Below are 25534 nucleotides of genomic sequence, written 5' to 3'. Positions count from 1 at the left end.
TTGGGTTATTCAAGTGCCAGTTTTTGGCTACTCGTCTTTAGATAAGGTCCGATCCGCTTGGCCGAAATCGATCCTCCACAGTCGTTGGCGTCCCGCCTTGAAAGGCTCGCTTCTTTGGCTCGGTTCGTTGCTCGGGTTTGCGCCCGGGTTCCCGTGCCACGGCGCATGGCGGTCTATTGGCAAACGCTGCGCTATTCGGCCACTGCACTGGGCGCTATCGAGGAGCGGATCCTCATCAGCGATTTCTCCGGCCGGCTGCAGTTTCTCAATTACCGCGCGGAGGCGATGTTCGGCTTGAGCAACCGCGACGCCTCGCGCTACCGGCTGCAGGAATTGTTGCCGAGCCTCGATCCGCTGGCCTTCGACGCATCCAACTCCGGTGTCGATTTGTGCCTCGATTCCGTGCGCCTTATGCAGGACGGTGAAGCTCGCGTGTTTTCCATGACCCGCCGAGCGCTGCGCCTGGATGGCGAAACGCAGCCATCCGGCTTCGTCTGGGTCATGCGCGATATCACCGTTGAACAATCGGCGCAGACAGCTCTGGCCGAGCGCGAGCGTTTCTGGTCCGAAGTGCTACGAGCTATACCCGATACGCTTTATGTTCAGGATTTGTCGACGGGCAAATTATTGTTCAGTAACAGCAATCTGGCTATTCGGCTGGGTTACAGCGAAGAAGAGCGCGGCCCGGACTCGAACGAGTTCTGGCGGCGCATCAGCCACCCTGACGATCAGGAATATATCTGGCGACTGCTGGCGCTACGCGGCTCGATAGCCGACGGAGCAGGGCAGGAATCCGTGCTGCGCTGGCGGCACCGCGACGGTAGCTGGCGCTGGTTCAATATCTGTGAACAGATACTGTCGCGCGATGATCAGGGGCGGGTTCTGCGCCTCATCGGCGTGGCCCGCGACGTCACCACGCACATCGAACGCAGCCATTCGTTGCGCGACAGTGAGCGCCGCTATCGCATGCTCGCTGACAGCCTGCAGGATGTGATTTTTACCACCGACAGCACCGTGCGCATCAATTACATCAGCCCATCGGTGCAGGCCGTGCTCGGTTACAGCCCCGAATGGGTGGCGGAGCACGGTCTCGATCAGGTGGTGATCAAGCCGCGCCAGGCGGCCCGCTTCTATGACTTGATGCGCCAGGTGCGCAAGGCCTCGGCCAACCCGGTGGCGCTCGCCGAGCTCGGGCAGAGCCTGCAGAACCAGACGCTGTATTTCGACTGTCTCGCCGCGGATGGCCGGGCGGTGGCGATCGAGTTGCGGATCATGCTGATCTGGAATGAAAACAATCGTTTCGACGGAGCCTTGTGTATCGGCCGGGATATCAGCCAGCAACGCCAGGCGGAAAAGGAGCTGCGCCGTGCCGCCACGGTTTTCGACCATTCCACGGCTGCCATTGTGGTCACCGACCCGGCGGGCGGGATCGTGCAGGTCAACGCCGCGTTCACGCGCATCACTGGCTACGGCACCGACGAGGTGCTGGGCCAACTGCCGACAGTGCTCACCGCCGACCGTCAGCAGGCCATTCAGATGGGTTATGTACGCGACCAGATTATCCAGAGCGGTACTTGGGAGGGCGAGTTCTGGCTCAAGCGCAAGGATGGCGAGACCTATCCTTGCTGGATCGGCATTACCGCGGTACGCGACGCCGAAAACGATCTGGTCAGCTATGTCTGCTTTTTCAGCGACATGAGCGAACGCAAGGCCAGTGAAAAACGCATCCATCGCCTGGCCTACTACGATGGTCTGACCCAGTTGCCCAACCGCACGCTGTTCCAAGATCGACTCCACAGCAGCCTGCAGCTCGCCGCGCGACGAGGTGGCTGGGTGGTGCTGATGTTTCTCGATCTGGACCGCTTCAAACCGATCAACGACTCGCTCGGTCACGCGGCTGGCGACCGCATGCTCAAGGAAGTTGCCGTGCGCCTGGCCTCTTGCGTTGACGAAGACGACACCGTGGCGCGCATGGGTGGCGATGAGTTCACCTTTCTCTTGCACCCCGGCGGCAATCGCGACGAGGCCCTGACCCACACGATCCACGTTGCCGAACGCATCCTCGCCAGCCTTACCGAGCCCTTCGTGCTGTCCGGTCGCGAATTCTTCGTCACCGCCAGTATCGGCATCGCGCTAAGCCCGCAGGATGGCGACGACATCAGCCAACTGATGAAAAATGCCGACACGGCGATGTATCACGCCAAGGAACGCGGCAAGAACAACTTCCAGTTCTATCAGGCGGAAATGAATGCCAGCGCGCTGGAGCGTCTGGAGTTGGAAAGCGACCTGCGCCATGCGCTCGAACAGCGCCAGTTCGTGTTGCATTATCAGCCGCAGTTCCTTGCCGACGGCCGGACGCTGACCGGCGTCGAGGCGCTGTTGCGCTGGCAGCATCCAGTCCGCGGGTTGGTACCGCCGTGCGATTTCATTCCGGCACTGGAGGAGCTGGGCCTTGTGGTGGATGTTGGCGACTGGGTACTCGGCGAAGCCTGCCGGCAAATTGCGGCCTGGCATCAGCAAGGCGTGACGGTGCCGAAGGTTTCTGTGAATCTTTCCGCACGGCAATTCGCCGACGGCCGGCTGGGCCAGCGCATTGCCGCAACCCTGCAAGCCAGCGGCATCTCGCCGTCCTGTCTGGAGCTGGAGCTGACCGAGAGCATCCTGATGCAGGATGTCGGCGAGGCGATGCGCATCCTCGAATCGCTCAAACGCCTGGGTCCTTCGATCGCCATCGATGATTTCGGCACCGGCTATTCTTCGCTGAACTACCTCAAGGCGTTCCCCATCGATGTGCTGAAAATAGACCGCAGCTTCGTCGACGGACTGCCCCAAGGCGAGCAGGACGCGCAGATTGCTCGGGCAATCATTGCCATGGCGCACAGCCTGAACATGTCGGTGATCGCCGAAGGCGTGGAAACCCAGGCGCAGCTGGACTTCCTGCGTGAGCACGGTTGCGACGAGGTGCAGGGTTTCTATCTGAGCCGGCCGGCACCGGCAGATGAACTGCAACAGACAGCTTTAAGCTGCAAGGCATAAACCAGGGGTCGCATTGCCTGGCAGCAAAGCGCCGCACCGATTCGCTTGCAGCTTACAGCTGCCTTCATGTTGCAGATGACGACGCCTCATACCCGCGCCCCGGCGGATGAGGTAGAATCCGCGCCTCTCTTTTATACCGCCAGCTGATTCTCAGGGGACTGCCATGTTCAGCCGTGATTTGACCCTCGCCCGTTACGACGCCGATCTCTTCGCTGCCATGCAGCAGGAAGCCAAGCGTCAGGAAGACCACATCGAGCTGATCGCCTCGGAGAACTACACCAGCCCGGCGGTGATGGAAGCCCAGGGTTCGGTACTGACCAACAAGTACGCCGAAGGCTATCCGGGCAAGCGCTACTACGGCGGCTGCGAGTACGTGGACGTGGTGGAGCAACTGGCGATCGATCGTGCCAAGGAGCTGTTCGGCGCTGATTACGCCAACGTTCAGCCGCACGCTGGTTCGCAAGCTAATAGTGCCGTCTATCTCGCCCTGCTGAGCGCCGGCGACACCATCCTCGGCATGAGCCTGGCCCACGGCGGGCACCTGACCCACGGCGCCAGCGTTTCCTCATCCGGCAAGCTGTACAACGCCGTGCAGTACGGCATCAACGATCAAGGCCTGATCGACTACGACGAAGTCGAGCGTCTGACCGTCGAGCACAAGCCGAAGATGATCGTTGCCGGCTTCTCCGCGTATTCGCAGAAGCTGGATTTCCCGCGCTTCCGCGAAATCGCCGACAAGGTCGGTGCCTACCTGTTTGTCGACATGGCTCACGTGGCCGGTCTGGTCGCCGCGGGCGTCTATCCGAACCCGGTACCGTTTGCGGACGTGGTCACCACCACCACTCACAAGACCCTGCGCGGTCCGCGCGGTGGCCTGATCCTGGCCCGCGCCAACGCCGATATCGAGAAGAAGCTGAACTCCGCTGTTTTCCCGGGCGCCCAGGGCGGCCCGCTGGAGCATGTCATTGCCGCCAAGGCAGTGTGCTTCAAGGAAGCGCTGCAGCCTGAGTTCAAGTCCTACCAGCAGCAGGTGGTGAAGAACGCTCAGGCCATGGCCGAAGTGTTCATCCAGCGCGGCTTCGACGTAGTGTCCGGCGGCACCCAGAACCATCTGTTCCTGCTCAGCCTGATCAAGCAGGACATCACCGGTAAGGACGCCGACGCGGCGCTGGGCAACGCGCACATCACCGTGAACAAGAACAGCGTGCCGAACGATCCGCGTTCCCCGTTCGTCACCTCCGGCCTGCGCATCGGGACCCCGGCCGTTACCACCCGTGGTTTCGGCGAGTCTGAGTGCCGCGATCTGGCTGGCTGGATCTGCGACATCCTCGACAAGATGGGTGACGAGTCGGTGATCGACGCCGTGCGCGGCAAGGTCGAGGCCGTCTGCGCCAAGTTCCCGGTCTACGGTAACTAAGGCGTCATCGCAGTACAGAGAAGCCCGGCTATTTTGCCGGGCTTTTTCGTTTTACCGAAGGTGATATCCAGCAGCGCTCAGCAAGATTCGCATCATCCGGAGAAGCTCGATGCAGCTCAAACACAAGATCGCCGCGCTCAGCATCCTGCCTTTGTTGCTGGCCGTGGCGGTGGTCTGCGCGCTGGTTTTCCTCCAGAACCAGCGCCTCGGCGAACAACAGGCCAAACTGATCGAGACCAGCATTCTGGCGAGCAAGCAGGCCGAGTTGAAAAACTACGTCGAGATGGCCACCAGCATCATCGCGCCGCTCTACGACAGCGGATTGAACGACGCCGAGACCAAACAGAAGGTGCTCGCGGCATTGGGCCGATTCAGCTTTGGCAGCGACGGCTATTTCTTCGTCTACGACCGCAGCGGACGCAACCTCATGCATCCACGCCAGAGCGAACTGGTAGGGCAGAACCTGTGGAACATGACCGACCCGAACGGCCTGCGGGTAATTCAGGCGCTGATGCACAGCGCCGAAACCGGCAAGGGCTTTCAGCGCTATGCCTGGCAGAAACCCTCCACTGGGCAGTTCGCGGCGAAACTCGCTTACGTGGTGATGCTCGACCGCTGGGGCTGGATGCTCGGCACCGGCATTTACCTTGAGGATGTCGATCAGGCAATCCTGAAAGTACGTGAGGAGGTTTCCGGCGGCATTCACACCACCATGCTGGCGATCGCCGGGGTGGCGCTGGTGGCGGTGCTGCTCGTTTTCGCCAGCGGCCTGACGCTGAATGTCAGTGAGCGTCGGCTGGCGGATCGCAAGTTGCAGGTGCTTACCCAGCGCATCGTCAGCCTGCAGGAAGAGGAGCGCTCGCGGGTGTCTCGCGAGTTGCACGATGGCATCAGTCAACTGCTGGTCTCGATCAAGTTCCAGTTCGAGCTGGCCAGCCATGAGCTGGCCAGTGGTAATCCGAAGGCACTGGAGACGCTGGATCGCGGAACCGAGCGCCTGGCGGGAGCCATCGGCGAAGTGCGGCGAATCTCTCACGATTTGCATCCGTCATTGCTGGATACGCTTGGCCTGCCGGCGGCGATCGGTCAGCTTGTGGCCGAGTTCGAACAGCGCAGCGGGCTAAAAATGGTATACAGCGACGGCCTCGGCGACGAGATTCCAGACGACGCTGTCGCTGTCGCTTTATTTCGCGTTCTTCAGGAAGCCTTGACCAATATCGAGCGGCACGCTGCGGCACGCTCGGTGTATATCACGCTGGATGGCAACGACGCGTCGGTACGATTGAACGTCCGCGATGACGGCGTGGGTTTCAATCCGCGTCAGCTCGACAGCATCAAGGGTGGCATCGGGCTACGCAATATCCGCGAACGGGTCGAGCATTTTGGAGGACGTTTCAGCCTGGCCTCGGCGCCCGGACGTACGGAGCTGGACGTGACCCTGCCAGCGCAGGTCGGCTGATGCCGGCTGAGATAAACGAATAAGAAGAGGCTCGCCCAATGAACCCGAAAGCTTGCATCAAGGTGGTACTCGTCGATGATCACGCGCTGGTGCGTGATGGCATCCGTGCGCTGTTGATGGCCGTGCCGGAGCTGGATGTTGTCGGCGAAGCCGGTTGTGGCGCCGAGGCGATCGAGCTACTCGGTCGCGTGCCGGCTGACGTGGTACTGATGGATATCGGCTTGAAGGACATCAACGGGCTTGAGCTGACCCAGTCGCTGCGCGAGCAATATCCGGACATCCGGATACTGATCCTGAGCATGTACGACAATCAGGAATACGTGAACACATCGGTGAAAGTTGGCGCCTGCGGTTACGTGCTGAAGGACGCACCGTCGCGGGAAATCATCCTCGCGATCGAGGCGATTGCCGCGGGCAACACCTATTACAGTGAAGGCATCGCCGAGAAGCTGGCCAGCCGCGGCGGCGAGGAGCGCGAGCTGACCCCGCGCGAGCGCGAGGTACTGCTGATGTTGGCCCAAGGGCATAACAACAAGGCCATGGCGCGCGCCCTGCAGATCAGCGTACGAACGGTGGAAACCCACCGGCTAAGCATCCGCCGCAAGCTCGATATCGATCGGCCGGCGGATCTGATGAAGCATGCGATGGTGCATGGTTGGTTGCCGGGGCAGCATTAGCGATCCGTTCGAAGCGCTTAAGGGAACGATTCGTCCAGACGCCGTCGTTAGCTTGTCCGTGGCTTCCTGTAGGATTGGCCATCAAACAGCTCTCTGGACGCCACATGTCTCTCATCCCTTCGGGCGTGATTCTGCCGCCGCCGCTGGTTTACCTGAGTTTTGTGGCCTGCGCATGGGGGCTGACGAAGTGGGTGCCGCTCGATCTGCCGCAGTACGGGTTGTTGCCATTTATCGGCTGGGGTTCGATTGCCGCCGGTATCTTTCTAATGGTCTGGGCGGCGCTGGAGATGTATCGCCACCGCACCACCATCAACCCTTACGGTAAGCCGAGCAGCCTGCTACAGACCGGGCCGTTCCGTTTCTCACGCAACCCCATTTATCTCGCCGATACGCTGATCTATTGCGGCATTGCGCTGCTGCTCGACAGCCTCTGGCCATGGTTGTTGCTTCCCTTGCTGATCCTCTGCATGCAGCGCACCGTGATCGTCCATGAGGAGCATTTGCTGACGCGATTGTTCGGTGACGATTACCGGGCCTATCGGCGACATGTACGGCGTTGGTTCTGAACCGCCTTGGCATCGGCTGGCCTGACCTATAGTGAATGAAGTTTTCTCAGGAGTAGATCTGATGAGCGAAACCAGCAGCGAACGTCGGCGCTTCCAGCGCTTTGCCTTCGATGCCGAAACGGCTCTCGTACAGGGACAGCGACGTTGGCCGGTCGAGTTGCACGACTTGTCGCTGAAAGGCCTGCTGGTGCACCGTCCGGTGGGTTGGGATGCCGATCCCGCGCAACCGTTCGAAGCACAGATACGGCTGTCCGACGATGTTGAGGTGCGCATGGAGGTCGAAATGACCCATGCCAAAGGCGAGCTGATCGGCATGGTTTGCCGGCACATCGACGTCGACTCTATCAGTCATTTGCGACGGCTGGTCGAGCTCAATCTCGGTGACGAAGCGCTACTCGAGCGTGAACTTGCTGCACTCGGCGCGCCCTGAGCAGCGTCGCGGTATTACTCGAACAACGCATCCAGCGCCTGTTCGAGCCGCGTCACCGCGATGATCTCGAGTCCAGCAGGCGCCTCTTTCGGGGCGTTGCCCTTGGGCACGATGGCGCGTTTGAATCCGTGCTTAGCGGCTTCTTTCAAACGTTCCTGACCGCTCGGCACTGGTCGAATCTCACCGGATAGGCCGACCTCGCCGAACACCAGCAGGTCAGTATCCAGCGGTCGGTTGCGCAGGCTGGAAATCACCGCGGCCATCAGCGCCAAATCGGACGCGGTCTCCAGTACCTTCACCCCGCCCACCACATTAATGAACACGTCCTGGTCATAGGTCGGAATGCCGCCATGGCGATGCAGGACGGCGAGCAGCATGGCCAGGCGATTCTGGTCGAGACCCAGAGTGACGCGGCGCGGATTGGCCATGTGGCTGGTGTCGACCAGCGCTTGCACCTCCACCAGCATCGGCCGGGTGCCTTCCCAGGTGGCCATGACCACACTGCCGGGTACTGCTTCCTGCGCGCGGGTGAGAAAGATTGCCGAGGGGTTGGTGACTTCCTTGAGACCCTTGTCGGTCATGCCGAACACGCCCAGTTCATTGACTGCACCGAAGCGGTTTTTCACTGCACGCAGCAGGCGCAGGCGTCCATCCGATTCGCCTTCGAAATACAGCACGGTGTCTACCATGTGCTCCAGTACCCGCGGCCCAGCCAATGCGCCTTCCTTGGTCACGTGGCCGACAAGAAAGATCGCCGTACCGCTCTGCTTGGCGAAACGCACCAGCAGCGCCGCACTTTCGCGAACTTGCGCGACGCCGCCGGGTGCCGATTGCAGCTGTTCGGTGAAAATCGTTTGGATCGAGTCGATCACCATCACCTTGGGCTTTTCCAGGCGCGCGGTGGCGATGATGGTTTCGATGCAGGTTTCGGTCATCACCTTGAGCTTGTCCTGCGGCAGGTCCAGGCGGCGCGCACGCATCGCCACCTGCTGCTGCGATTCCTCACCAGTGACGTAAAGGGCTGGAAACTGTCGGGCTACATTGCACAGGGTCTGCAGGAGAATGGTCGATTTGCCGATGCCGGGGTCGCCGCCGATCAGCACTACCGAGCCGTCTACCAATCCGCCGCCGAGCACGCGATCCAGTTCGCCTGAGGCAGTAGAAAAGCGTGGCACTTCCTCGACGCTGACTTCGGCCAGGGTCTTGATGTTAGCCTGGTCGCCGGCCCAGCCAGCGCGGCCAGACGGCGGCGTGGCGCCGTCGATGATGGTTTCGACTAGCGTGTTCCAGGCGCCACAGTCGCCGCACTGGCCGGCCCACTTGGGGAAGGTCGAGCCGCATTCAGTGCAGCCATACATGCGCTTGGCCTTAGCCATGGGGAACTCCGTGTCGAGCAAATGGAGTCGCATGATAACGGCTGACTCGATCGGCATCAGCCACAAGCGCCGCGCGACTGTAAAGGAATCGCACAGGAGCGAGGCACATGCGCGATGGGCTACACCGGCGCCTACGGTTTCGCCTCGATGGGATAGCCCCGATTGCCGACGTGGGATGGATGCAGCCCATCAAAGTGCGGCACCGTACTCATTAACGTGCACCGCCTGCGATAAGTAGGTGATATCAAAACCGCTCGAACCATTGTCGCCCGTCACTGAAACTCTCTAGCCCGGTGCTTGAACCAAATCTATGCTGCTCAGGGTCGAAGCGCTACGGCGGTCGTTCCGGCCGCAATCTATCAATTACCAAGGGGAGTGCAATCAAATGGGCATGCTCAATGAATTCAAAGCATTTGCGGTGAGAGGAAACGTCATCGACATGGCGGTCGGCATCATAGTCGGGGCGGCGTTCACGAAGATCGTCTCGTCCTTCGTCGCGGATGTGGTGACGCCGCCGCTTGGGATGTTGATTGGTGGTGTGGATTTTTCGGATCTGTCCATTGTGCTCAAGCAAGCCGTGGGCGATGCGCCCGCTGTAACTCTCAGCTATGGGCGCTTCATCCAAACGGTGTTTGATTTCATCATCGTTGCCTTCGCCATTTTCCTTGCGGTGAAGGGCATCAATAGTCTCAAGCGCAAGGAGGCAGAGGCGCCATCCGCTCCGCCGGCACCCAGCAAGGAGGAGGTGCTGCTGACCGAAATCCGCGATGCGCTGCGTGCACAGAATCGGCCATGAGACGGGCCTGATTACCTCCATGGATTTGGGGCACCACCGCTTGCGGCACGGCTTTCTACACCTTGCAGCCAGGCAGAGGCATCGCCAGAATGGCGGCATCAATCGTGGCCGTCAGGCCACTCCAGCAAGGATTTCCGATGCCCGAAACTGTCGCTGCCGGCCTGCGCCTGGCGCCCGAGGCGCTGACCCGCCCTTTCGAACCTGCCCAGTTCGATTTCAAGACCACCGATGAACTCGAGCCCTTCCTCGGCGTGCTCGGGCAGGAGCGCGCGGTCGAAGCCCTACAGTTCGGCGTGGCGATGCCGCGTCCCGGCTACAACGTCTACGTGATGGGCGAGCCGGGAACGGGGCGCTTCTCGTTCGTGCGCCGCTACCTCAAAGCCGAAGGTAAGCGGCTGGATACGCCCTCGGATTGGGTATACGTCAACAATTTCGACGAGCCGCGTGAGCCACGCGTGGTGGAGTTGCCCCAAGGCGGAGCCGGTGAGTTCATCTCCGACATCGGTCAGCTGATCGATAACCTGATGGCGACTTTTCCTGCGGTGTTCGAGCACCCAAGCTTCCAACAGAAGAAGAGCGCCATCGATCGCGCCTTCAATCAGCGCTACGACAAGGCGTTGGATGTCATCGAGAAGCTTGCGTTGGAAAAGGAGATTGCGCTCTACCGCGACAGCAGCAACATCGCCTTCACGCCGATGAAGGATGGCAAGTCGATGGACGAGGCGGAGTTCGCCCAGCTGCCAGAAGCGGAGCGCGAGCGCTACCACGAAGACATCTCCGCGCTGGAAGTCCATTTGAATGAAGGTCTCGCCAGTCTGCCGCAGTGGAAGCGCGAGTCGAGCAATCAGCTGCGTCAGCTCAACGACGAGACCATCAGCCAAGCCTTACAGCCGCTGCTCGCGCCGTTGTCGGAGAAGTATGGCGAGAACGCCGGCATCGAGGCCTACCTGCAGGCAGTGCAGGTCAATCTGCTGAAAACCGTAGTCGAGCAACTGGTCGATGAAAATCGTCCCGACGCCCAGACCCGCCAGTTGCTCGAAGAACAATACAGCCCGAGCCTCGTGGTTGGGCACCCGCTGGACGGCGGTGCGCCGGTGGTGTTCGAGCCGCACCCGACGTATGACAACCTGTTCGGCCGCATCGAATACAGCACCGATCAGGGCGCGCTCTACACCAGCTACCGCCAGCTGCGGCCGGGCGCCCTACACCGCGCCAATGGCGGCTTCCTGATGCTCGAAGCGGAAAAGATGCTCAGCGAACCCTTCGTCTGGGACGCGCTCAAGCGTGCGTTGCAATCGCGCAAGCTGAAGATGGAGTCGCCGTTGGCCGAGCTCGGTCGGCTGGCCACCGTGACGCTGAACCCGGCGGTCATTCCGCTCAACGTCAAGGTCGTGATCATTGGCTCGCGGCAGCTGTACTACACGCTGCAGGATCTGGATCCAGACTTTCAAGAGATGTTTCGCGTGCTGGTGGATTTCGATGAGGAAATTCCGCTGGCCGAGGATAGCCTCGAACAGTTCGCCCAACTGATGAAAACGCGCACGTCGGAAGAGGGCATGGCGCCGCTGACCGCGGCGGCTGTTGCGCGTCTGGCCACCTACAGTGCGCGACTGGCCGAGCATCAGGGGCGTCTGTCGGCTCGTATCGGTGATTTGTTCCAGCTGGTCAGCGAGGCGGACTTCATTCGCCAGCTGGCCAAGGACGAAGTCACCGATGTCGGCCACATCGAACGGGCACTGAAAGCCAAAGCCACCCGGACCGGGCGCGTCTCGGCACGAATTCTCGAGGACATCCTCGCCGGCATCATCCTCATTGACAGTGAAGGCGCCGCTATTGGCAAGTGCAACGGTCTGACGGTGCTGGAGGTCGGTGATTCCGCGTTCGGGATGCCAGCGCGCATCTCGGCCACCGTTTATCCGGGCGGCTCGGGCATTGTCGACATCGAGCGTGAGGTCAATCTCGGCCAGCCGATTCACTCCAAGGGTGTGATGATCCTGACCGGCTTCCTTGGCAGCCGCTATGCGCAGGAGTTTCCGCTGGAAATTTCTGCCAGCATCGCGCTGGAGCAATCCTACGGTTATGTCGACGGCGACAGCGCATCGCTTGGCGAGTGCTGCGCGCTGATTTCGGCCATCTCGCGGACACCCCTCAAACAATGCTTCGCCATCACCGGCTCGATCAACCAGTTCGGTGAGGTGCAGGCCGTCGGTGGCGTCAACGAGAAGATCGAAGGCTTCTTCCGGCTTTGCGAAGCGCGCGGGCTGACGGGTGAGCAGGGCGCCATCATTCCATTCGCCAACGTCACCACGCTGATGCTCGACGAGCGAGTACTTGAAGCCGTTCGCCAGGAGCGATTCCACATCTACGCTGTACGTCATGTGGATGAAGCCCTCTCGTTGTTGGTGGGTGAACAGGTGGGGGCGGCGGACAAGGACGGACAGTTCCCCAAGGGCAGCGTCAACGCTCGGGTGGTGGAGCGCTTGCGCGATATCGCCGAGATTGAACTCGAGGACGAAACCAAGAGCGACGCGGCGTCACCGTCGGAGGTCCTAGCCACAGCGCCAAGAAACGGTGCGGAGCAGAACTAGTCGGTTCTACATTGAGCGGTTATTGAACGGAACGATACGACCGATGGCGGGTCTGCAATGGAAGGGAATTCCCACTCCCTATCCACATGGTTATCCACAGCTTCTGAGGATAAACAGGTTGGCCCGCCAATCCATCCAGAATGACGGTGCGCAACCGAGCGCGAGGATCGCCGTCATGTCTCACACGCTTTGCTTGAATCGCCAGTGCCTGGGTCTGGTGACCCGTATCGAGTGCATCGTCCGCCCTCTGGCCGGTGGCAATGGCCTTTGGACGTTGCTCTGCGCGGCAGGTATCGATGCCGGCCAACCTACTGCAATCAAGGCACAGGGCCCATTCCACGGGCCTCGGGAGGCCGAGTCGGTGCTGGAGGCGATTGCCAGTAATCTTTATGGGCAAGGCTATTGCGAGTCCAGCTCGCCGTCGATCTGGCAGCTGCATATGCAAGCTGAGTTGCGCAAGGTCAACGCCAACCAGGCTCGTTACCTCGGTGGCTGGGAGTCCAGGACCTGATTCTTGATGAGCGCGTCGCGTCTGCACGCTGGCTTTTTTTTGCTAAGCCGGCGGCTTTGTAAAGTTCTTATCCACAAGCTAAATATGCTGCCAGGGCGTTTATTGAAGGCTCCGTAGCGCTGCGTATATTCGCCTGCCTGTATCCGCCTCAGAGAACAGATGGAACGCTTCATCGAGAACACCATGTATGCCGCGCTGGTTGCTGCACCTACCTGCTTTGGCCTGGTGTTCGCTCTTTTGGCCTCGGCGATCATGCTCTTTCAGGAAATCTGGCCCATCCTGGGCGGCCTGGACAAGCTCACCAAGTATTGATGCTGTCGGCACCTGAAGTGCTGCTGAAGGGGACGATGCTTTTAAGCTTCAAGCCCGAACGCATGGCTTGCTTACGGCCTAGGCAAGCCGCGAGCTGTGCTAGGCTGTCGGCCCTTTTTTCCAGCGGAGCCCAGGCATGACTGATCTAAACCTTTCAACCGACGAAACTCGCGTGAGCTACGGCATCGGTCGCCAGCTGGGAGATCAGTTGCGTGACAATCCTCCGCCGGGCATCAGCCTGGATGCGGTGATCGCAGGCATCCGTGATGCCTTCGCAGGTGCTGCGAGCCAGGTCAGCCCGGAAGATCTGAACGCCAGCTTCGCGGTCATTCGCGAGCGCATGCAGGCCGAAGCACAAAAGAAGGCCGAAGCCGCCGCAGGCGAGGGCAAATCGTTCTTGGCTGAAAATGCCAAGCGAGAAGGGGTTACCACGCTTGCATCGGGTCTGCAGTATGAAGTACTAACCGCTGGCGATGGCGCCAAGCCGAGCCGCGAAGACCAGGTTCGCACGCACTATCACGGCACGCTGATTGATGGCACCGTCTTCGACAGCTCCTATCAGCGTGGCCAGCCGGCCGAATTCCCGGTCGGTGGCGTGATTGCTGGTTGGACCGAAGCTCTGCAGTTGATGGGCGTTGGCAGCAAGTGGCGTCTCTATGTGCCGAGCGAGCTGGCGTACGGCGCCCAGGGTGTCGGTAGCATTCCCCCGCACAGTGTGCTGGTCTTTGACGTCGAGCTGCTCGCCGTTCTGTAAGCCGTTCTGCGCTACGGGCGCAGTGCCCGTGCATAGGAGAACAGGAACAGGTTGCGTACCTGTTCCTTGAGCACGCCGGGCTCGCTGGTGCTCAGCTCCTGCAGATCCAGATCGCCCTGGTCGCGCAACTCATCCAGGGCCTCTCCTTCCAGTGAAATGCACACCACACCGGTGTTGCGGTCGAGTATCCGCAGATAGGGCTGCGGGCGATCCAGCCAGGCATCAATCAGATAAGTCATGTTCGCCTCCAGTTAGTTTCCTTAATGAGAATAATTGTTATTTGCAAACATGCAAGCACAAAAAATCTCAGCTCGATTGATGGCGGCGAGTCGGTCTGGTCGATGTGGCTAATGAAGTGCTGGGGTGAGCGGGGTGGAGTTTGCTTCGGCGTTGATGTCAGTGCGTGCGGGCGACGGCGAAGCGGCTAAGCTCCACCAAGGCATCGCGATAGCTGTTGGCGGGTATCAGCTCAAGGCAGGCGATAGCGCGATCGGCATAGTCACGCGCCATGCGTGCGGTGTAGTCCAGTGCGCCGCACGCCTCCACGGCCGTACGGATACTTTCGAGGTCTTCAATGCCGCCTTTCTGGATAGCCTTGCGCACCAGCGCGGCCTGCTCTGCACTGCCTTCTCGCATGGTGTAAATCAGTGGCAGGGTTGGCTTGCCTTCAGCCAGATCGTCGCCGACATTCTTGCCGAGCGTTTCGGCATCGCCCTGGTAGTCGAGCAGGTCGTCCACCAGTTGAAAGGCAACACCCAGATGGTCGCCGAAGGTACGCAATGCTTCGCACTGCTCCCCGCTGGCGCCGGCCAGGGTCGCGGCGCTGTGGGTCGATGCCTCGAAGAGCATGGCCGTCTTGCCGCGGATGACTTCCATGTAGATTTCTTCGGTGGTGCTGGCGTCGCGAACCTTGGACAGCTGCAGCACTTCGCCTTCGGCGATCACGCGGGTGGCCTGGGAAATGATCCGCATGACCGGCATCGAGCCCAGGTCGACCATCATTTCGAACGAGCGCGCATACAAAAAGTCGCCTACCAGTACGCTGGGCGCGTTGCCCCACAGCGCATTGGCCGTGGAGCGGCCACGGCGCATGCCGGACATGTCGACCACGTCGTCGTGCAGTAGCGTCGATGTGTGCAGAAATTCAATGATGGCCGCGAGAAGACGCAGTTGTTCACCTTTGAGGCCTAGTGCATTGCCGCTGAGCAGGACCAACAAGGGGCGCAGGCGCTTGCCACCGGCCGAGGTGATGTAGTCCCCGATTTTTTCCACCAACGGCACGCGGGAAGTCAGTTGGTTGCGGATAATGCCGTCAACAGCGGCAAAATCTTCAGCCACTACTTGGTAAAAGGCCTGGGGTTGCATCGGGGACGAGTACTCCTCGGAGATTGCGCGGCATGCTATGGGGCGGGTCAGACACTGTCAAGGCAAGGCCCGCCGGCTATTGCGTGAGCCTTGGCGCATGCGTACAATCGCGGACCCTGAACTTCCCCCTGGGCATTTCCCTGCCTTACGCAATTGCAAGGGCGTCCCTTCCGGCCCCGAGCAGCCATGCCAGCCTCCAACTATTTCACTTAAGCGCTGGGTGAGCAGGATCAACGGAGATACACAGATGTACGCAGTTATCGTTACCGGCGGCAAGCAATACAAGGTCGCCGAAGGCGAATTCCTCAAGATTGAAAAACTCGAAGTTGCAACTGGCGAAGCAGTCACTTTTGACCGCGTTCTGCTGGTCGGCAACGGCGACGATGTAAAGATCGGCGCTCCGGTGGTCGATGGTGCCAAGGTCACTGCTGAAGTGATCGCCCAAGGTCGTCATGACAAGGTCACCATCATCAAATTCCGCCGTCGTAAGCACCACATGAAGCGTCAGGGCCACCGTCAGTGGTTCACTGAGGTCAAAATCACCGGTATTCAGGGCTAATAGGGCCTGAATCCCCTTATAGGAGTATTGAACTCATGGCACACAAAAAAGCTGGCGGTTCTACCCGCAACGGTCGCGACTCAGAAGCCAAACGACTTGGCGTGAAGATGTACGGCGGCCAGGCCATCAAGGCCGGTAATATCATCGTGCGTCAGCGCGGCACCCAGTTCCACGCCGGTTACGGCGTTGGCATGGGCAAGGATCACACTCTGTTCGCGAAAGTGGAAGGCGTGATCAAATTCGAAGTGAAGGGCGCTTTCGGTCGTCGCTACGTGAGCGTCGTCGCAGCCTAACTGCGGCGTTGCTGGAAAAGCCCTGTCATGCGACGGGGCTTTTTTGTTTCTGTATCCTCTATAGGGCTCTTGCAAAACACTGCTTTGCTCTAAATTTTCGCTGGGTTTTGCAAGACCCTTATGTTTCCGTTTTTCTAGCCCGTCCCTGCGACGGGAGGCGTTCCCATGAAATTTGTCGATGAAGTGTCGATTTTTGTAAAGGCCGGTGATGGTGGCAACGGCATGATGAGCTTCCGTCGTGAGAAGTTCATCGAAAAGGGCGGCCCCAACGGCGGCGACGGTGGTGACGGCGGTTCCGTTTACATGGAGGCCGACGAGAATCTCAACACGCTGGTCGACTACCGCTATACCCGCCGCTTCAATGCGCCGAACGGGCAGAAGGGCGGCAGCACGGAATGCACTGGTGCGAAGGGTGATGATCTGGTTCTGCCGGTGCCGGTCGGCACCACCGTAATTGATGCCGCTACCCAGGATGTTATTGGCGACCTGACCAAGCCAGGTCAACGTCTGTTGGTCGCTCAGGGCGGTTGGCATGGCCTGGGTAATACGCGCTTCAAGTCGAGCACCAATCGTGCGCCGCGGCAGACCACGCCGGGCAAGCCTGGTGATGTGCGCGACCTGAAGCTGGAATTGAAGGTGCTGGCTGACGTTGGTCTTCTGGGCCTGCCGAACGCGGGTAAGAGCACTTTTATCCGCTCGGTTTCGGCGGCAAAGCCGAAGGTTGCCGATTACCCATTCACCACGCTGGTGCCGAACCTCGGGGTCGTCAGTGTTGGCCGTTACAAGAGTTTCGTGATTGCCGATATTCCTGGGCTGATCGAAGGCGCGTCGGAAGGTGCGGGTCTCGGCATCCGGTTTCTTAAACACTTGGCACGCACCCGCTTGTTGTTGCACCTAGTTGACATGGCGCCGCTGGACGAAAGCGATCCGGCGGACGCTGCCGAAGTCATCCTCAACGAGTTGGAGAAGTTCAGTCCCGCGCTGGCGCAGCGCGATCGCTGGCTGGTGCTGAACAAGGCCGATCAGTTGCTTGAGGAGGATCGCGAAGAGCGGGTCCGCCAGGTGGTCGAGCGCCTCGAGTGGACGGGGCCTGTATTTGTCATCTCCGCTCTCGAGCGCGAAGGTACCGAAGAGCTCAGTCAGGCGATCATGCGCTATCTGGACGAGCGCACGCTGCGTCTCGCCGAGGAGCCGGGTTATGCCGAGGCGCTTGCCGAGCTGGATCAGCAAATCGAAGACGAGGCGCGGGCCCGTCTGCAGGAGCTTGACGATCAGCGTGCGTTGCGTCGTGCCGGCGTCAAGGCGGCGATGGATGTCGATGATGACGACTTCGACGATGACGATGACGATGAAGGCGGCGCGGAAGTTTTCTACGTGCGTTAAGCGCTGTTTTTTGTATAGGTGCAGGATTTAGCGAGTGGTCGACGGGCTGGCTGGCTCGTCTGCTGCTCATCGAATGGTTTGGCCGGTTACCGGATAGAAGGCGGGATCGATGCGGGACAAGGTGAGCGGCGCGCGGCGCTGGGTGATAAAAATCGGCAGCGCGCTGCTGACAGCCGATGGGCGTGGTCTCGATCAGGCTGCGATGGCGGTCTGGGTCGACCAGATGGTGGCGCTGCGTGAAGCCGGGGTCGAGCTGGTGCTGGTATCGTCTGGTGCCGTTGCGGCTGGCATGAGTCGCCTCGGCTGGACGACGCGTCCCAAGGCTGTTCACGAGCTGCAGGCAGCTGCCGCGGTCGGTCAGATGGGGTTGATTCGGGCCTGGGAAACCAGCTTTGCGCGCTGCGATCAGCAGACTGCCCAGATTCTCGTCACGCATGATGATCTCTCCGATCGCAAGCGCTACCTCAATGCGCGCAGTACTCTGCGGACCCTGATCGATCTTGGCGTGGTTCCGGTCATAAACGAGAACGATACGGTTGTTACCGACGAAATCCGCTTCGGTGACAACGACACCCTGGCTGCGCTGGTGGCGAACCTGGTTGAGGCGGATCTGCTGGTGATCCTTACTGATCGCGACGGTATGTTCGATGCCGATCCGCGAAACAACCCCGATGCCAAGCTAATCAGCGAGGCCCGTGCCGACGATCCGGCGCTGGATCTGGTTGCCGGTGCTGTAGGGGGTGCGTTGGGGCGTGGTGGTATGCAGACCAAGCTGCGCGCTGCGCGGCTCGCTGCGCGATCAGGGGCGCATACCGTAATCGTTGGCGGCCGCATCGAGCAGGTCTTGGCGCGGCTGAGGGCGGGGGAGCAGTTGGGCACGCTGCTGGCGCCGGAGCGCAGCCGTCATGCTGCACGTAAACAATGGCTCGCTGGCCACTTGCAGACGCGCGGCTCGGTGACGCTCGACGCCGGTGCGGTGGTGGCGCTCAAGCAGGGTAGTCGGAGTTTGCTCCCGGTCGGTGTCAGGGCAGCGCAAGGCGGCTTCCGCCGCGGTGAGATGGTCGTCTGCGTGGGCCCCGAAGGTCAGGAGGTTGCGCGTGGCCTGGTCAACTACAGCGTTGCTGAAACTCAACGGATTTTGGGGCATTCGTCTGACGAAATTGAAAAGCTGCTCGGCTATGTCGATGAGCCTGAGCTTATCCATCGCGACAACCTGATTCTGCTGTGAGGTATTCGATGCGATTGGCAAAGGTGTTGGTCTTGCTGCTTGCCTGGCCGATGGTCGGAATGGCGCGCGAAGTGGGCGAAGTCGACACGGTGTTCAAGTGGCTCGGGCCGAACCACAAGATTGTGGTCGAGGCCTTCGATGATCCCAAGGTCGAAGGCGTGACCTGTTATCTATCCAGGGCCAAGACCGGCGGCATAAAAGGCGGGCTCGGTCTCGCTGAAGATCGGGCAGAGGCATCGATCGCCTGTCGCCAGGTCGGCCCGATCCGTATGAGCGACAAGCTTGAGGATGGCGAGGTGGTATTCAGGGAGCGTACTTCGCTGGTGTTCAAGACTATGCAAGTAGTGCGCTTTTTCGATGAGGCGCGCAATACGCTGATATACCTGGTCTACAGCGATCGCGTGATTGAAGGCAGTCCGCAGAATGCGGTAACGGCTATTCCGATCTTGCCGTGGGTGCAGGCTCGGTAAAGCTCTAGCGACGGACTAGCTATGGCGTGCTATCGGCGTTGTGTTGGCCGCGGCCTGCAATGCTGTAGTGCCGCAAAGTGCAATCAGGGGTTCGGTGTGCTGGTCTGTCTTCGGGGGGGGGGCTTGCCTTGTGCGAATGCCTTTGGCTTTAGCGAGGAGGCTGGCTCGTAATGTGCTTCTGCGGATGTCTGTTTCGGGCCAGGGCATGAGGATTTGTATGCATAAAAAAACCGGCTCAAGGCCGGTTTTTTCAAGAACGTACAGCTTAGGCAGCGGCAGCGCCGAGGGCCTTGATGTGGCCGTTCAGGCGGCTCTTGTGACGAGCGGCTTTGTTCTTGTGGATGATGCCTTTATCGGCCATGCGGTCGATGACGGGCACAGCTGCAGTGTAAGCAGTACGAGCTTTATCCAGATCTTTTGCGTCGATGGCTTTGACCACATTCTTGATGTAGGTACGAACCATGGAGCGCAAGCTGGCGTTGTGGCTGCGACGCTTCTCAGCCTGAATTGCGCGTTTTTTGGCGGAAGGGCTGTTGGCCACCGTCGAACTCCTCGAAAACGTGGGATTACAAAGCAAATAAGGCCGCGAATCATGCCGATGCACCGGGCGCTTGTCAAGCCCGTCTGAAATATCGCGGATACTGGTCGGACAGATGGGGTGCCGCTAAACTCGCGGCCTCTTTAAATGTCGTAACGGGCCATCAACCGGTGGCTTTGCCTGGCCGGAACCATCCTGCTGCAATTCTAGGAAGATAAATGTCCGATACATCCGGCAAAGGCGGATTGCTGCGTTCCAGTGCGGTGGTCAGCGTGATGACGCTGCTGTCCCGCGTGCTGGGCATGGTACGCGATATGGTAGTAGCCAGCTACTTCGGATCAGGGGCTGCGGCAGACGCCTTCTTCATTGCCTTCAAGATTCCCAATTTCCTGCGCCGGTTGTTTGCCGAGGGTGCCTTCGCACAAGCGTTTGTGCCTGTGCTATCGGAGTACCGAACCAAGCGGACGCTGATCGAGGTCAAGCTGCTGGTCGATCGCACGGCCGGCATGCTCGGGCTGATCCTGACGGGTATTACCGCCATTGGGGTGCTGGCCTCGCCCTATGTGGTGATGTTGTTTGCGCCGGGCTTTCATGACGAGCCGGCGAAAATGCAGTTGGCTGGCGAGCTGCTGCGTATCACCTTTCCCTATCTATTGTTGATTTCCCTGACGGCATTCACCTCCGGCGTGCTCAATACCTATGGGCACTTCGCGGTGCCGGGCTTTACCCCAGTGCTGCTCAATGTCTGCATGATCACCTCGGCGATATTTCTCACGCCCTATTTCGATCAGCCGATCATGGCGCTGGCCTGGGGCGTGTTCATTGCCGGCTTCGCCCAGTTGGCTTTCCAGCTGCCTTATGTCGCCAAGCTGGGGCTGTTGCCGCGCCCGCGGGTGAGATTCGGTGACGAGGGGGTGCGGCGGATCATGCTGCTGATGATCCCAGCGTTGTTCGGGGTATCGGTCAGTCAGATCAATCTCTTGCTCGATACGGTGCTCGCCTCGTTTCTGCAGACCGGTAGCGTGTCGTGGCTGTACTACGCGGATCGGCTTTCGGAGTTACCTCTCGGCGCATTTGGGATCGCGATCGGTACGGTCATTCTTCCGAGTCTGTCGCGTCAGCATGCCGGAGAGGACCCGAAAGCCTTTTCCAATACACTCAATTGGGCGCTGCGAATGGTGCTGCTGGTAGGAATTCCCGCGGCGCTCGCGCTGGGCATTCTGGCCGAGCCGCTGATTGCCAGCCTGTTCTTTTACGGCGCGATGAGCGAGGAAGCCGTGGTGCAGTCCGCCAATGCGCTTGAGGCCTACTCGCTAGGCGTGTTGGCGTTCATGCTGATCAAGGTTCTGGCGCCGGGTTTCTTCGCTCGTCAGGACCTGAAGACGCCGGTGCGGGTCGCAATTATCTGCATGATCGCCAATATGGTGATGAATCTGATCCTGATCTGGCCGCTCAAGCATGTTGGATTGGCGCTGGCGACCTCGCTTTCGTCGATGCTCAACGCTGGGCTGCTGTTCTGGGGGTTGTACAGAGTTGGTGTTTTCCAGGTGGCGCCAGGGTGGGGGCTATTTCTCCTGCGTCTAGGTGGTGGTTGTGCAGCGATGGTAGGCGTGGTCTGGTGGCTGAACGCCCCGTCTGTCGAGTGGTTCGCCTGGGATTGGCAGCAGCGTGCGCTTCAGCTTGGACTCTTGGTTGCTGCTGGCCTGGGCGCCTTCGCGGCTGGGCTGCTATTGCTCGGTCTGCGTCCGCGCCACTTGCGTCACTGATCTATACGGGCGGCTCGCGGCAAACCTGTCCGGGACCGGTGCCTCATGCGTATAATTGACGACTTTTCAAGCAAGAAGTGCGGTATGCAGCTGGTTCGAGGTCTTCACAACCTGCGGCCCCGACATCGGGGTTGCGTCGCCACCATCGGCAATTTCGACGGAGTTCACCGGGGGCATCAAGCCATCCTGGCGCGTCTGCGCGAGCGTGCCGCCGAACTCGGGCTGCCCAGCTGTGTGGTGATCTTCGAGCCACAGCCGCGCGAATATTTTGCTCCGGTCAAGGCGCCTGCGCGTCTGACCCGGCTGCGTGAAAAACTCCAATTGCTGGATGAGCAGGGCGTCGATCTGGTGCTTTGCCTGGCTTTCAATCGCCGTTTGCGCGAGTTGAGTGCCGCTGAGTTCGTCCACGCGACGCTGGTCGAAGGCCTTGGCGTCCGGCATCTGGAGGTCGGTGATGACTTCCGTTTCGGTTGCGACCGTGCCGGCGACTTCAATTTTCTATTGAAAGCTGGAGCGGCGGAAGGATTCACGGTGGAGGCCGCGACCACCATCGAGGTGGACGGTGAACGCGTCAGCAGCACGCGGCTGCGTCAGGTGCTTGCCGACGGCGATCTGGTACAGGCGGAGAAACAGCTCGGTCGACCATTCAGTATTACCGGGCGGGTCATGCATGGGCAGGCGCTGGGGCGTCAGCTTGGTGCGCCGACCGCTAACATCCAGCTCAAGCGCAAGAGCACGCCGCTTAGCGGAGTGTTCATGGTGAGCACGGAAGTCGACGGCGTAGTACAGCCGGCGGTGGCCAATATCGGCATGCGTCCGTCGGTCAAGAGCGACGGCCAGCCGCATCTGGAAGTGCATTTGCTCAATTATCAAGGCGACCTTTATGGTCGACTGCTGCGGGTGACTTTTCACCGCAAGCTGCGTGACGAGCAGCGCTTTGCCTCGCTGGAGGCACTAAAGACGGCGATCGAAGCAGATATCGCCGCGGCTCGCGAATACTGGCGGGCTTCACCTATTACCACGAGTCAGGACTGAAATGACCGATTACAAAGCGACCCTCAATCTGCCGTCCACGGCATTTCCGATGAAGGCCGGTCTGCCACAGCGCGAGCCGGAGATTCTGCAGCGCTGGGACAGCATTGACCTCTACCGGAAGCTGCGGCAGATCGGCGAAGGTCGCCCGAAGTTCGTCCTGCATGATGGCCCGCCGTATGCCAACGGCAGCATTCACATCGGCCATGCGGTGAACAAGGTCATCAAGGATTTTATCGTCCGTTCCAAGACCCTCGCTGGGTTCGACGCACCTTACGTCCCTGGCTGGGACTGTCATGGTCTGCCGATCGAACACAAGGTCGAAATCACCTATGGCAAGAACCAGCCGGCCGACCTGACCCGCGAGCGCTGCCGCGCCTATGCCGCCGAGCAGATCGAAGGGCAGAAGGCCGACTTCATCCGCCTTGGTGTGCTGGGCGAGTGGGACAACCCTTATCGCACGATGGATTTTGCCAACGAAGCCGGTGAAATCCGCGCGCTGGCGAAGATGGTCGAAGGTGGTTTCGTCTTCAAGGGCCTGAAGCCAGTGAACTGGTGTTTCGATTGCGGTTCGGCATTGGCCGAGGCGGAAGTCGAGTATCAGGACAAGAAGTCCGATGCAATCGACGTCGCCTTCCAAGTCGAGGATGCGGAAAAGCTGGCGGCGGCCTTCGGCGTCGCTGCATTGGCCAAACCGGCCAGTATCGTCATCTGGACCACCACGCCCTGGACCATTCCGGCCAACCAGGCGCTCAATGTGCATCCTGACTTTGTCTACGCTTTAGTCGACACCGGCGACAAGCTGCTGGTGCTCGCCGAGGAGCTGGTTGAGTCCAGCCTACAGCGCTATGGCCTGCAGGGCGAGATCATCGCCCGTTGCGAGGGCAAGGCGCTGGAGCTAATCCGTTTCCGTCACCCGTTCTACGAGCGCTTCGCGCCGGTCTACCTGGCCGACTATGTAGAAACCGGTGCTGGTACCGGTGTTGTCCATTCTGCGCCCGCGTACGGTGAAGACGACTTCCGCTCCTGCAAGCATTACGGCATGGAGAATGACGACATTCTGAGCCCAGTGCAGAGCCATGGTGTCTACGTGTCGGACCTGCCGTTCTTTGGCGGTCAGTTCATCTGGAAGGCTAATCCGGCCATTGTCGAGAAGTTGCGCGAAGTCGGAGCGCTGCTCAAACATGAATCTATCCAGCACAGCTACATGCACTGCTGGCGCCACAAGACGCCGCTGATCTACCGCGCCACCGCGCAGTGGTTCGTCGGTATGGACAAGGTCGCTCATGACGGCAGCTCCTTGCGTCGTCGTGCACTGGATGCCATCGAGCAGACCGAGTTTGTCCCCGCCTGGGGCCAGGCGCGGCTGCACGGCATGATCGCCGGGCGTCCGGACTGGTGTATCTCACGTCAACGTACCTGGGGTGTGCCGATCCCGTTCTTCCTGAACAAGGAAAGCGGCGAACTGCATCCTCGTACGGTCGAGTTGATGGAAGCGGTGGCGCAGCGAGTGGATCAGGGCGGCATCGAAGCCTGGTCGAAGCTGGATGCAGCCGAGCTGCTGGGTGATGAAGCGGCGCAATACGAAAAAATCAGCGACACCCTGGACGTCTGGTTCGACTCCGGCACCACGCACTGGCACGTGATGCGCGGCTCGCACCCGATGGGACACGAGCACGGTCCGCGCGCCGACCTGTATCTGGAAGGCTCCGACCAGCATCGTGGTTGGTTCCATTCGTCGCTGCTGACCGGCTCGGCCATCGACGGGCATGCGCCGTACAAGGGGCTGCTGACGCATGGCTTTGTGGTCGACGAAAACGGCCGCAAGATGTCCAAGTCGCTGGGCAATGTCGTTGCGCCGCAGGAAGTCACTGACAGCCTGGGTGCCGACATCCTACGCTTATGGGTCGCGTCCACCGACTATTCCGGTGAGATGGCGGTTTCCAAGGTCATCCTGCAGCGCAGTGCCGACTCCTATCGGCGGATTCGTAATACCGCGCGTTTCCTGCTGAGCAACCTCGACGGTTTCGACCCGGCGCAGCATCAGGTTCCGGCCGATCAGATGATCGCGCTCGACCGCTGGGCCGTTGATCGTGCCCTGTTGCTGCAGCGGGAAATCGAGGAAGCCTACGGTACTTACAAGTTTTGGAACGTCTACCAGAAGGTGCACAACTTCTGCGTGCAGGAATTGGGCGGCTTCTACCTCGACATCATCAAGGACCGTCAATACACCACCGGTGCTGACAGCCTGCCGCGCCGCTCCTGCCAAACCGCGCTGTACCACATTGCCGAAGCGCTGGTGCGCTGGATTGCGCCAATCCTGTCGTTCACGGCTGATGAGATCTGGCAGTACCTGCCGGGCGAGCGCAACGAATCGGTCATGCTCAACACTTGGTACGAGGGCCTCGCCGAACTGCCAGGCAATGTCGAACTAGGACGCGAGTTCTGGAACAAGGTCATGGCGGTCAAGGCTGCCGTGAACAAAGAACTGGAAACCCAGCGTGCCGCCAAGACCATCGGCGGTAACCTGCAGGCCGAAGTAGTTCTATATGCGGAGGACGCGCTGGTTGCTGAGTTGGCCAGGTTGGGCAATGAGTTGCGCTTCGTGCTGATTACCTCGGCAGTGAACGTTGCACCGCTGGCCGATGCACCGGCCGATGCGGTGCAAAGCGAGCTGTCCGGCCTCAAGCTGCAGATCAGCAAAACTGGGTATCCGAAATGCGGTCGTTGCTGGCATCACCTGCCTGATGTGGGAACCCATGCGGCCCATCCGGAAATCTGTGGTCGCTGCGTCGAGAACATCGAAGGCGACGGCGAGGTGCGTCGCTATGCGTGACGGAGCAGCTGATCGTAGGGCTAGTGCAATCCGCCGCGGACTTTTGCAATCTGCTGGAAGTGTCAGTGCAGGATCGAGCCCCGTATGGTGGGCTGGGCGGCGCTCCGCTTCAGCCCACCGCTGGCTCTGGCTCAGCCTCGTA

The 25534-nt window shown here is 60.3% G+C and carries 22 protein-coding genes and 1 pseudogene; 19 read left to right on the top strand and 4 right to left on the bottom strand.

Annotated elements, in window-relative coordinates:
* Positions 1-501: 501 nt before the first annotated feature.
* The 6 genes and pseudogenes from NAV33_RS17665 to NAV33_RS17640 all read left to right on the top strand — a co-directional run.
* A pseudogene (locus tag NAV33_RS17665) lies at positions 502-3036 on the top strand (sensor domain-containing protein); the annotation flags it as partial.
* Between the two features lie 163 nt (positions 3037-3199).
* The gene (gene glyA, locus NAV33_RS17660) at positions 3200-4453 is read left to right on the top strand and encodes a serine hydroxymethyltransferase (protein WP_255982468.1); all 1254 of its coding nucleotides are present in this window, start codon (positions 3200-3202) and stop codon (positions 4451-4453) included.
* A 109-nt stretch (positions 4454-4562) separates the two neighbouring features.
* A complete protein-coding gene (locus tag NAV33_RS17655; RefSeq protein ID WP_255982466.1) occupies positions 4563-5912 on the top strand; it encodes a cache domain-containing protein in 1350 nt (449 codons plus the stop codon).
* 38 nt (positions 5913-5950) lie between these two features.
* Positions 5951-6589, top strand: coding sequence for a response regulator (locus tag NAV33_RS17650; RefSeq protein ID WP_255982464.1), 639 nt, complete (start codon positions 5951-5953; stop codon positions 6587-6589).
* Positions 6590-6693: 104 nt separating this feature from the next.
* Positions 6694-7155: a methyltransferase family protein gene (locus tag NAV33_RS17645; protein WP_255982462.1), complete on the top strand. Its 462-nt coding sequence runs from the start codon at positions 6694-6696 to the stop codon at positions 7153-7155.
* Between the two features lie 61 nt (positions 7156-7216).
* Positions 7217-7585: a PilZ domain-containing protein gene (locus NAV33_RS17640; RefSeq protein ID WP_255982460.1), complete on the top strand. Its 369-nt coding sequence runs from the start codon at positions 7217-7219 to the stop codon at positions 7583-7585.
* A gap of 14 nt (positions 7586-7599) precedes the next feature.
* Here the strand turns inward: NAV33_RS17640 and radA are convergent, their stop codons facing one another.
* The gene (radA, locus tag NAV33_RS17635; protein ID WP_255982458.1) at positions 7600-8961 is read right to left on the bottom strand and encodes a DNA repair protein RadA; all 1362 of its coding nucleotides are present in this window, start codon (positions 8959-8961) and stop codon (positions 7600-7602) included.
* 385 nt (positions 8962-9346) lie between these two features.
* Between radA and mscL the strand changes: the two genes are divergently transcribed.
* The 5 genes from mscL (at position 9347) to NAV33_RS17610 (ending at position 13922) form a co-directional block, all read left to right on the top strand.
* Complete coding sequence (gene mscL, locus NAV33_RS17630; RefSeq protein ID WP_272887406.1) at positions 9347-9757, top strand: large-conductance mechanosensitive channel protein MscL; 411 nt, start codon at positions 9347-9349, stop codon at positions 9755-9757.
* A gap of 137 nt (positions 9758-9894) precedes the next feature.
* Entirely contained in the window at positions 9895-12345 is a 2451-nt protein-coding gene (locus tag NAV33_RS17625; protein WP_255982456.1) for a Lon protease family protein, read from the top strand.
* A 175-nt stretch (positions 12346-12520) separates the two neighbouring features.
* Positions 12521-12856, top strand: coding sequence for a hypothetical protein (locus NAV33_RS17620; protein WP_255982454.1), 336 nt, complete (start codon positions 12521-12523; stop codon positions 12854-12856).
* A 159-nt stretch (positions 12857-13015) separates the two neighbouring features.
* Positions 13016-13168: a hypothetical protein gene (locus NAV33_RS17615; protein WP_255982452.1), complete on the top strand. Its 153-nt coding sequence runs from the start codon at positions 13016-13018 to the stop codon at positions 13166-13168.
* Between the two features lie 136 nt (positions 13169-13304).
* Complete coding sequence (locus tag NAV33_RS17610; protein ID WP_255982450.1) at positions 13305-13922, top strand: FKBP-type peptidyl-prolyl cis-trans isomerase; 618 nt, start codon at positions 13305-13307, stop codon at positions 13920-13922.
* An 11-nt stretch (positions 13923-13933) separates the two neighbouring features.
* On the opposite strand, the gene NAV33_RS17605 is transcribed toward NAV33_RS17610, so the two are convergent.
* Together NAV33_RS17605 and NAV33_RS17600 are read right to left on the bottom strand one after the other, a co-directional pair.
* On the bottom strand, positions 13934-14161 hold the full coding sequence (locus NAV33_RS17605) for a hypothetical protein (RefSeq protein WP_255982448.1): 228 nt from the start codon (positions 14159-14161) through the stop codon (positions 13934-13936).
* A 157-nt stretch (positions 14162-14318) separates the two neighbouring features.
* Positions 14319-15287, bottom strand: coding sequence for a polyprenyl synthetase family protein (locus tag NAV33_RS17600; protein ID WP_255982446.1), 969 nt, complete (start codon positions 15285-15287; stop codon positions 14319-14321).
* Positions 15288-15534: 247 nt separating this feature from the next.
* Between NAV33_RS17600 and rplU the strand changes: the two genes are divergently transcribed.
* The 5 genes from rplU (at position 15535) to NAV33_RS17575 (ending at position 19220) form a co-directional block, all read left to right on the top strand.
* The gene (rplU, locus tag NAV33_RS17595; RefSeq protein ID WP_255982444.1) at positions 15535-15846 is read left to right on the top strand and encodes a 50S ribosomal protein L21; all 312 of its coding nucleotides are present in this window, start codon (positions 15535-15537) and stop codon (positions 15844-15846) included.
* 35 nt (positions 15847-15881) lie between these two features.
* Entirely contained in the window at positions 15882-16139 is a 258-nt protein-coding gene (gene rpmA, locus NAV33_RS17590; protein WP_003281574.1) for a 50S ribosomal protein L27, read from the top strand.
* Between the two features lie 165 nt (positions 16140-16304).
* Positions 16305-17522, top strand: coding sequence for an Obg family GTPase CgtA (cgtA, locus tag NAV33_RS17585; protein ID WP_255982441.1), 1218 nt, complete (start codon positions 16305-16307; stop codon positions 17520-17522).
* A 109-nt stretch (positions 17523-17631) separates the two neighbouring features.
* Positions 17632-18750 carry a glutamate 5-kinase gene (proB, locus tag NAV33_RS17580; protein WP_255982439.1) on the top strand — a complete coding sequence of 373 codons (1119 nt, stop codon included), beginning with the start codon at positions 17632-17634 and terminating at the stop codon, positions 18748-18750.
* An 8-nt stretch (positions 18751-18758) separates the two neighbouring features.
* Positions 18759-19220, top strand: coding sequence for a CreA family protein (locus NAV33_RS17575; RefSeq protein ID WP_255982437.1), 462 nt, complete (start codon positions 18759-18761; stop codon positions 19218-19220).
* 265 nt (positions 19221-19485) lie between these two features.
* Here NAV33_RS17575 and rpsT read toward each other — a convergent pair whose 3' ends face one another.
* Entirely contained in the window at positions 19486-19761 is a 276-nt protein-coding gene (rpsT, locus tag NAV33_RS17570) for a 30S ribosomal protein S20 (RefSeq protein ID WP_255982435.1), read from the bottom strand.
* A 215-nt stretch (positions 19762-19976) separates the two neighbouring features.
* Between rpsT and murJ the strand changes: the two genes are divergently transcribed.
* From murJ to ileS, 3 genes are all read left to right on the top strand, one after another.
* Complete coding sequence (gene murJ, locus NAV33_RS17565; protein WP_255982433.1) at positions 19977-21524, top strand: murein biosynthesis integral membrane protein MurJ; 1548 nt, start codon at positions 19977-19979, stop codon at positions 21522-21524.
* 84 nt (positions 21525-21608) lie between these two features.
* A complete protein-coding gene (gene ribF, locus NAV33_RS17560; protein ID WP_255982430.1) occupies positions 21609-22559 on the top strand; it encodes a bifunctional riboflavin kinase/FAD synthetase in 951 nt (316 codons plus the stop codon).
* A gap of 1 nt (position 22560) precedes the next feature.
* Complete coding sequence (gene ileS, locus NAV33_RS17555; protein WP_255982428.1) at positions 22561-25392, top strand: isoleucine--tRNA ligase; 2832 nt, start codon at positions 22561-22563, stop codon at positions 25390-25392.
* Positions 25393-25534: the final 142 nt, after the last annotated feature.

The organism is Stutzerimonas stutzeri, assembly GCF_024448715.1.
GTDB classification, from domain to species: domain Bacteria; phylum Pseudomonadota; class Gammaproteobacteria; order Pseudomonadales; family Pseudomonadaceae; genus Stutzerimonas; species Stutzerimonas stutzeri_AR.
This window is presented reverse-complemented; position numbering and strand designations above follow the sequence as displayed.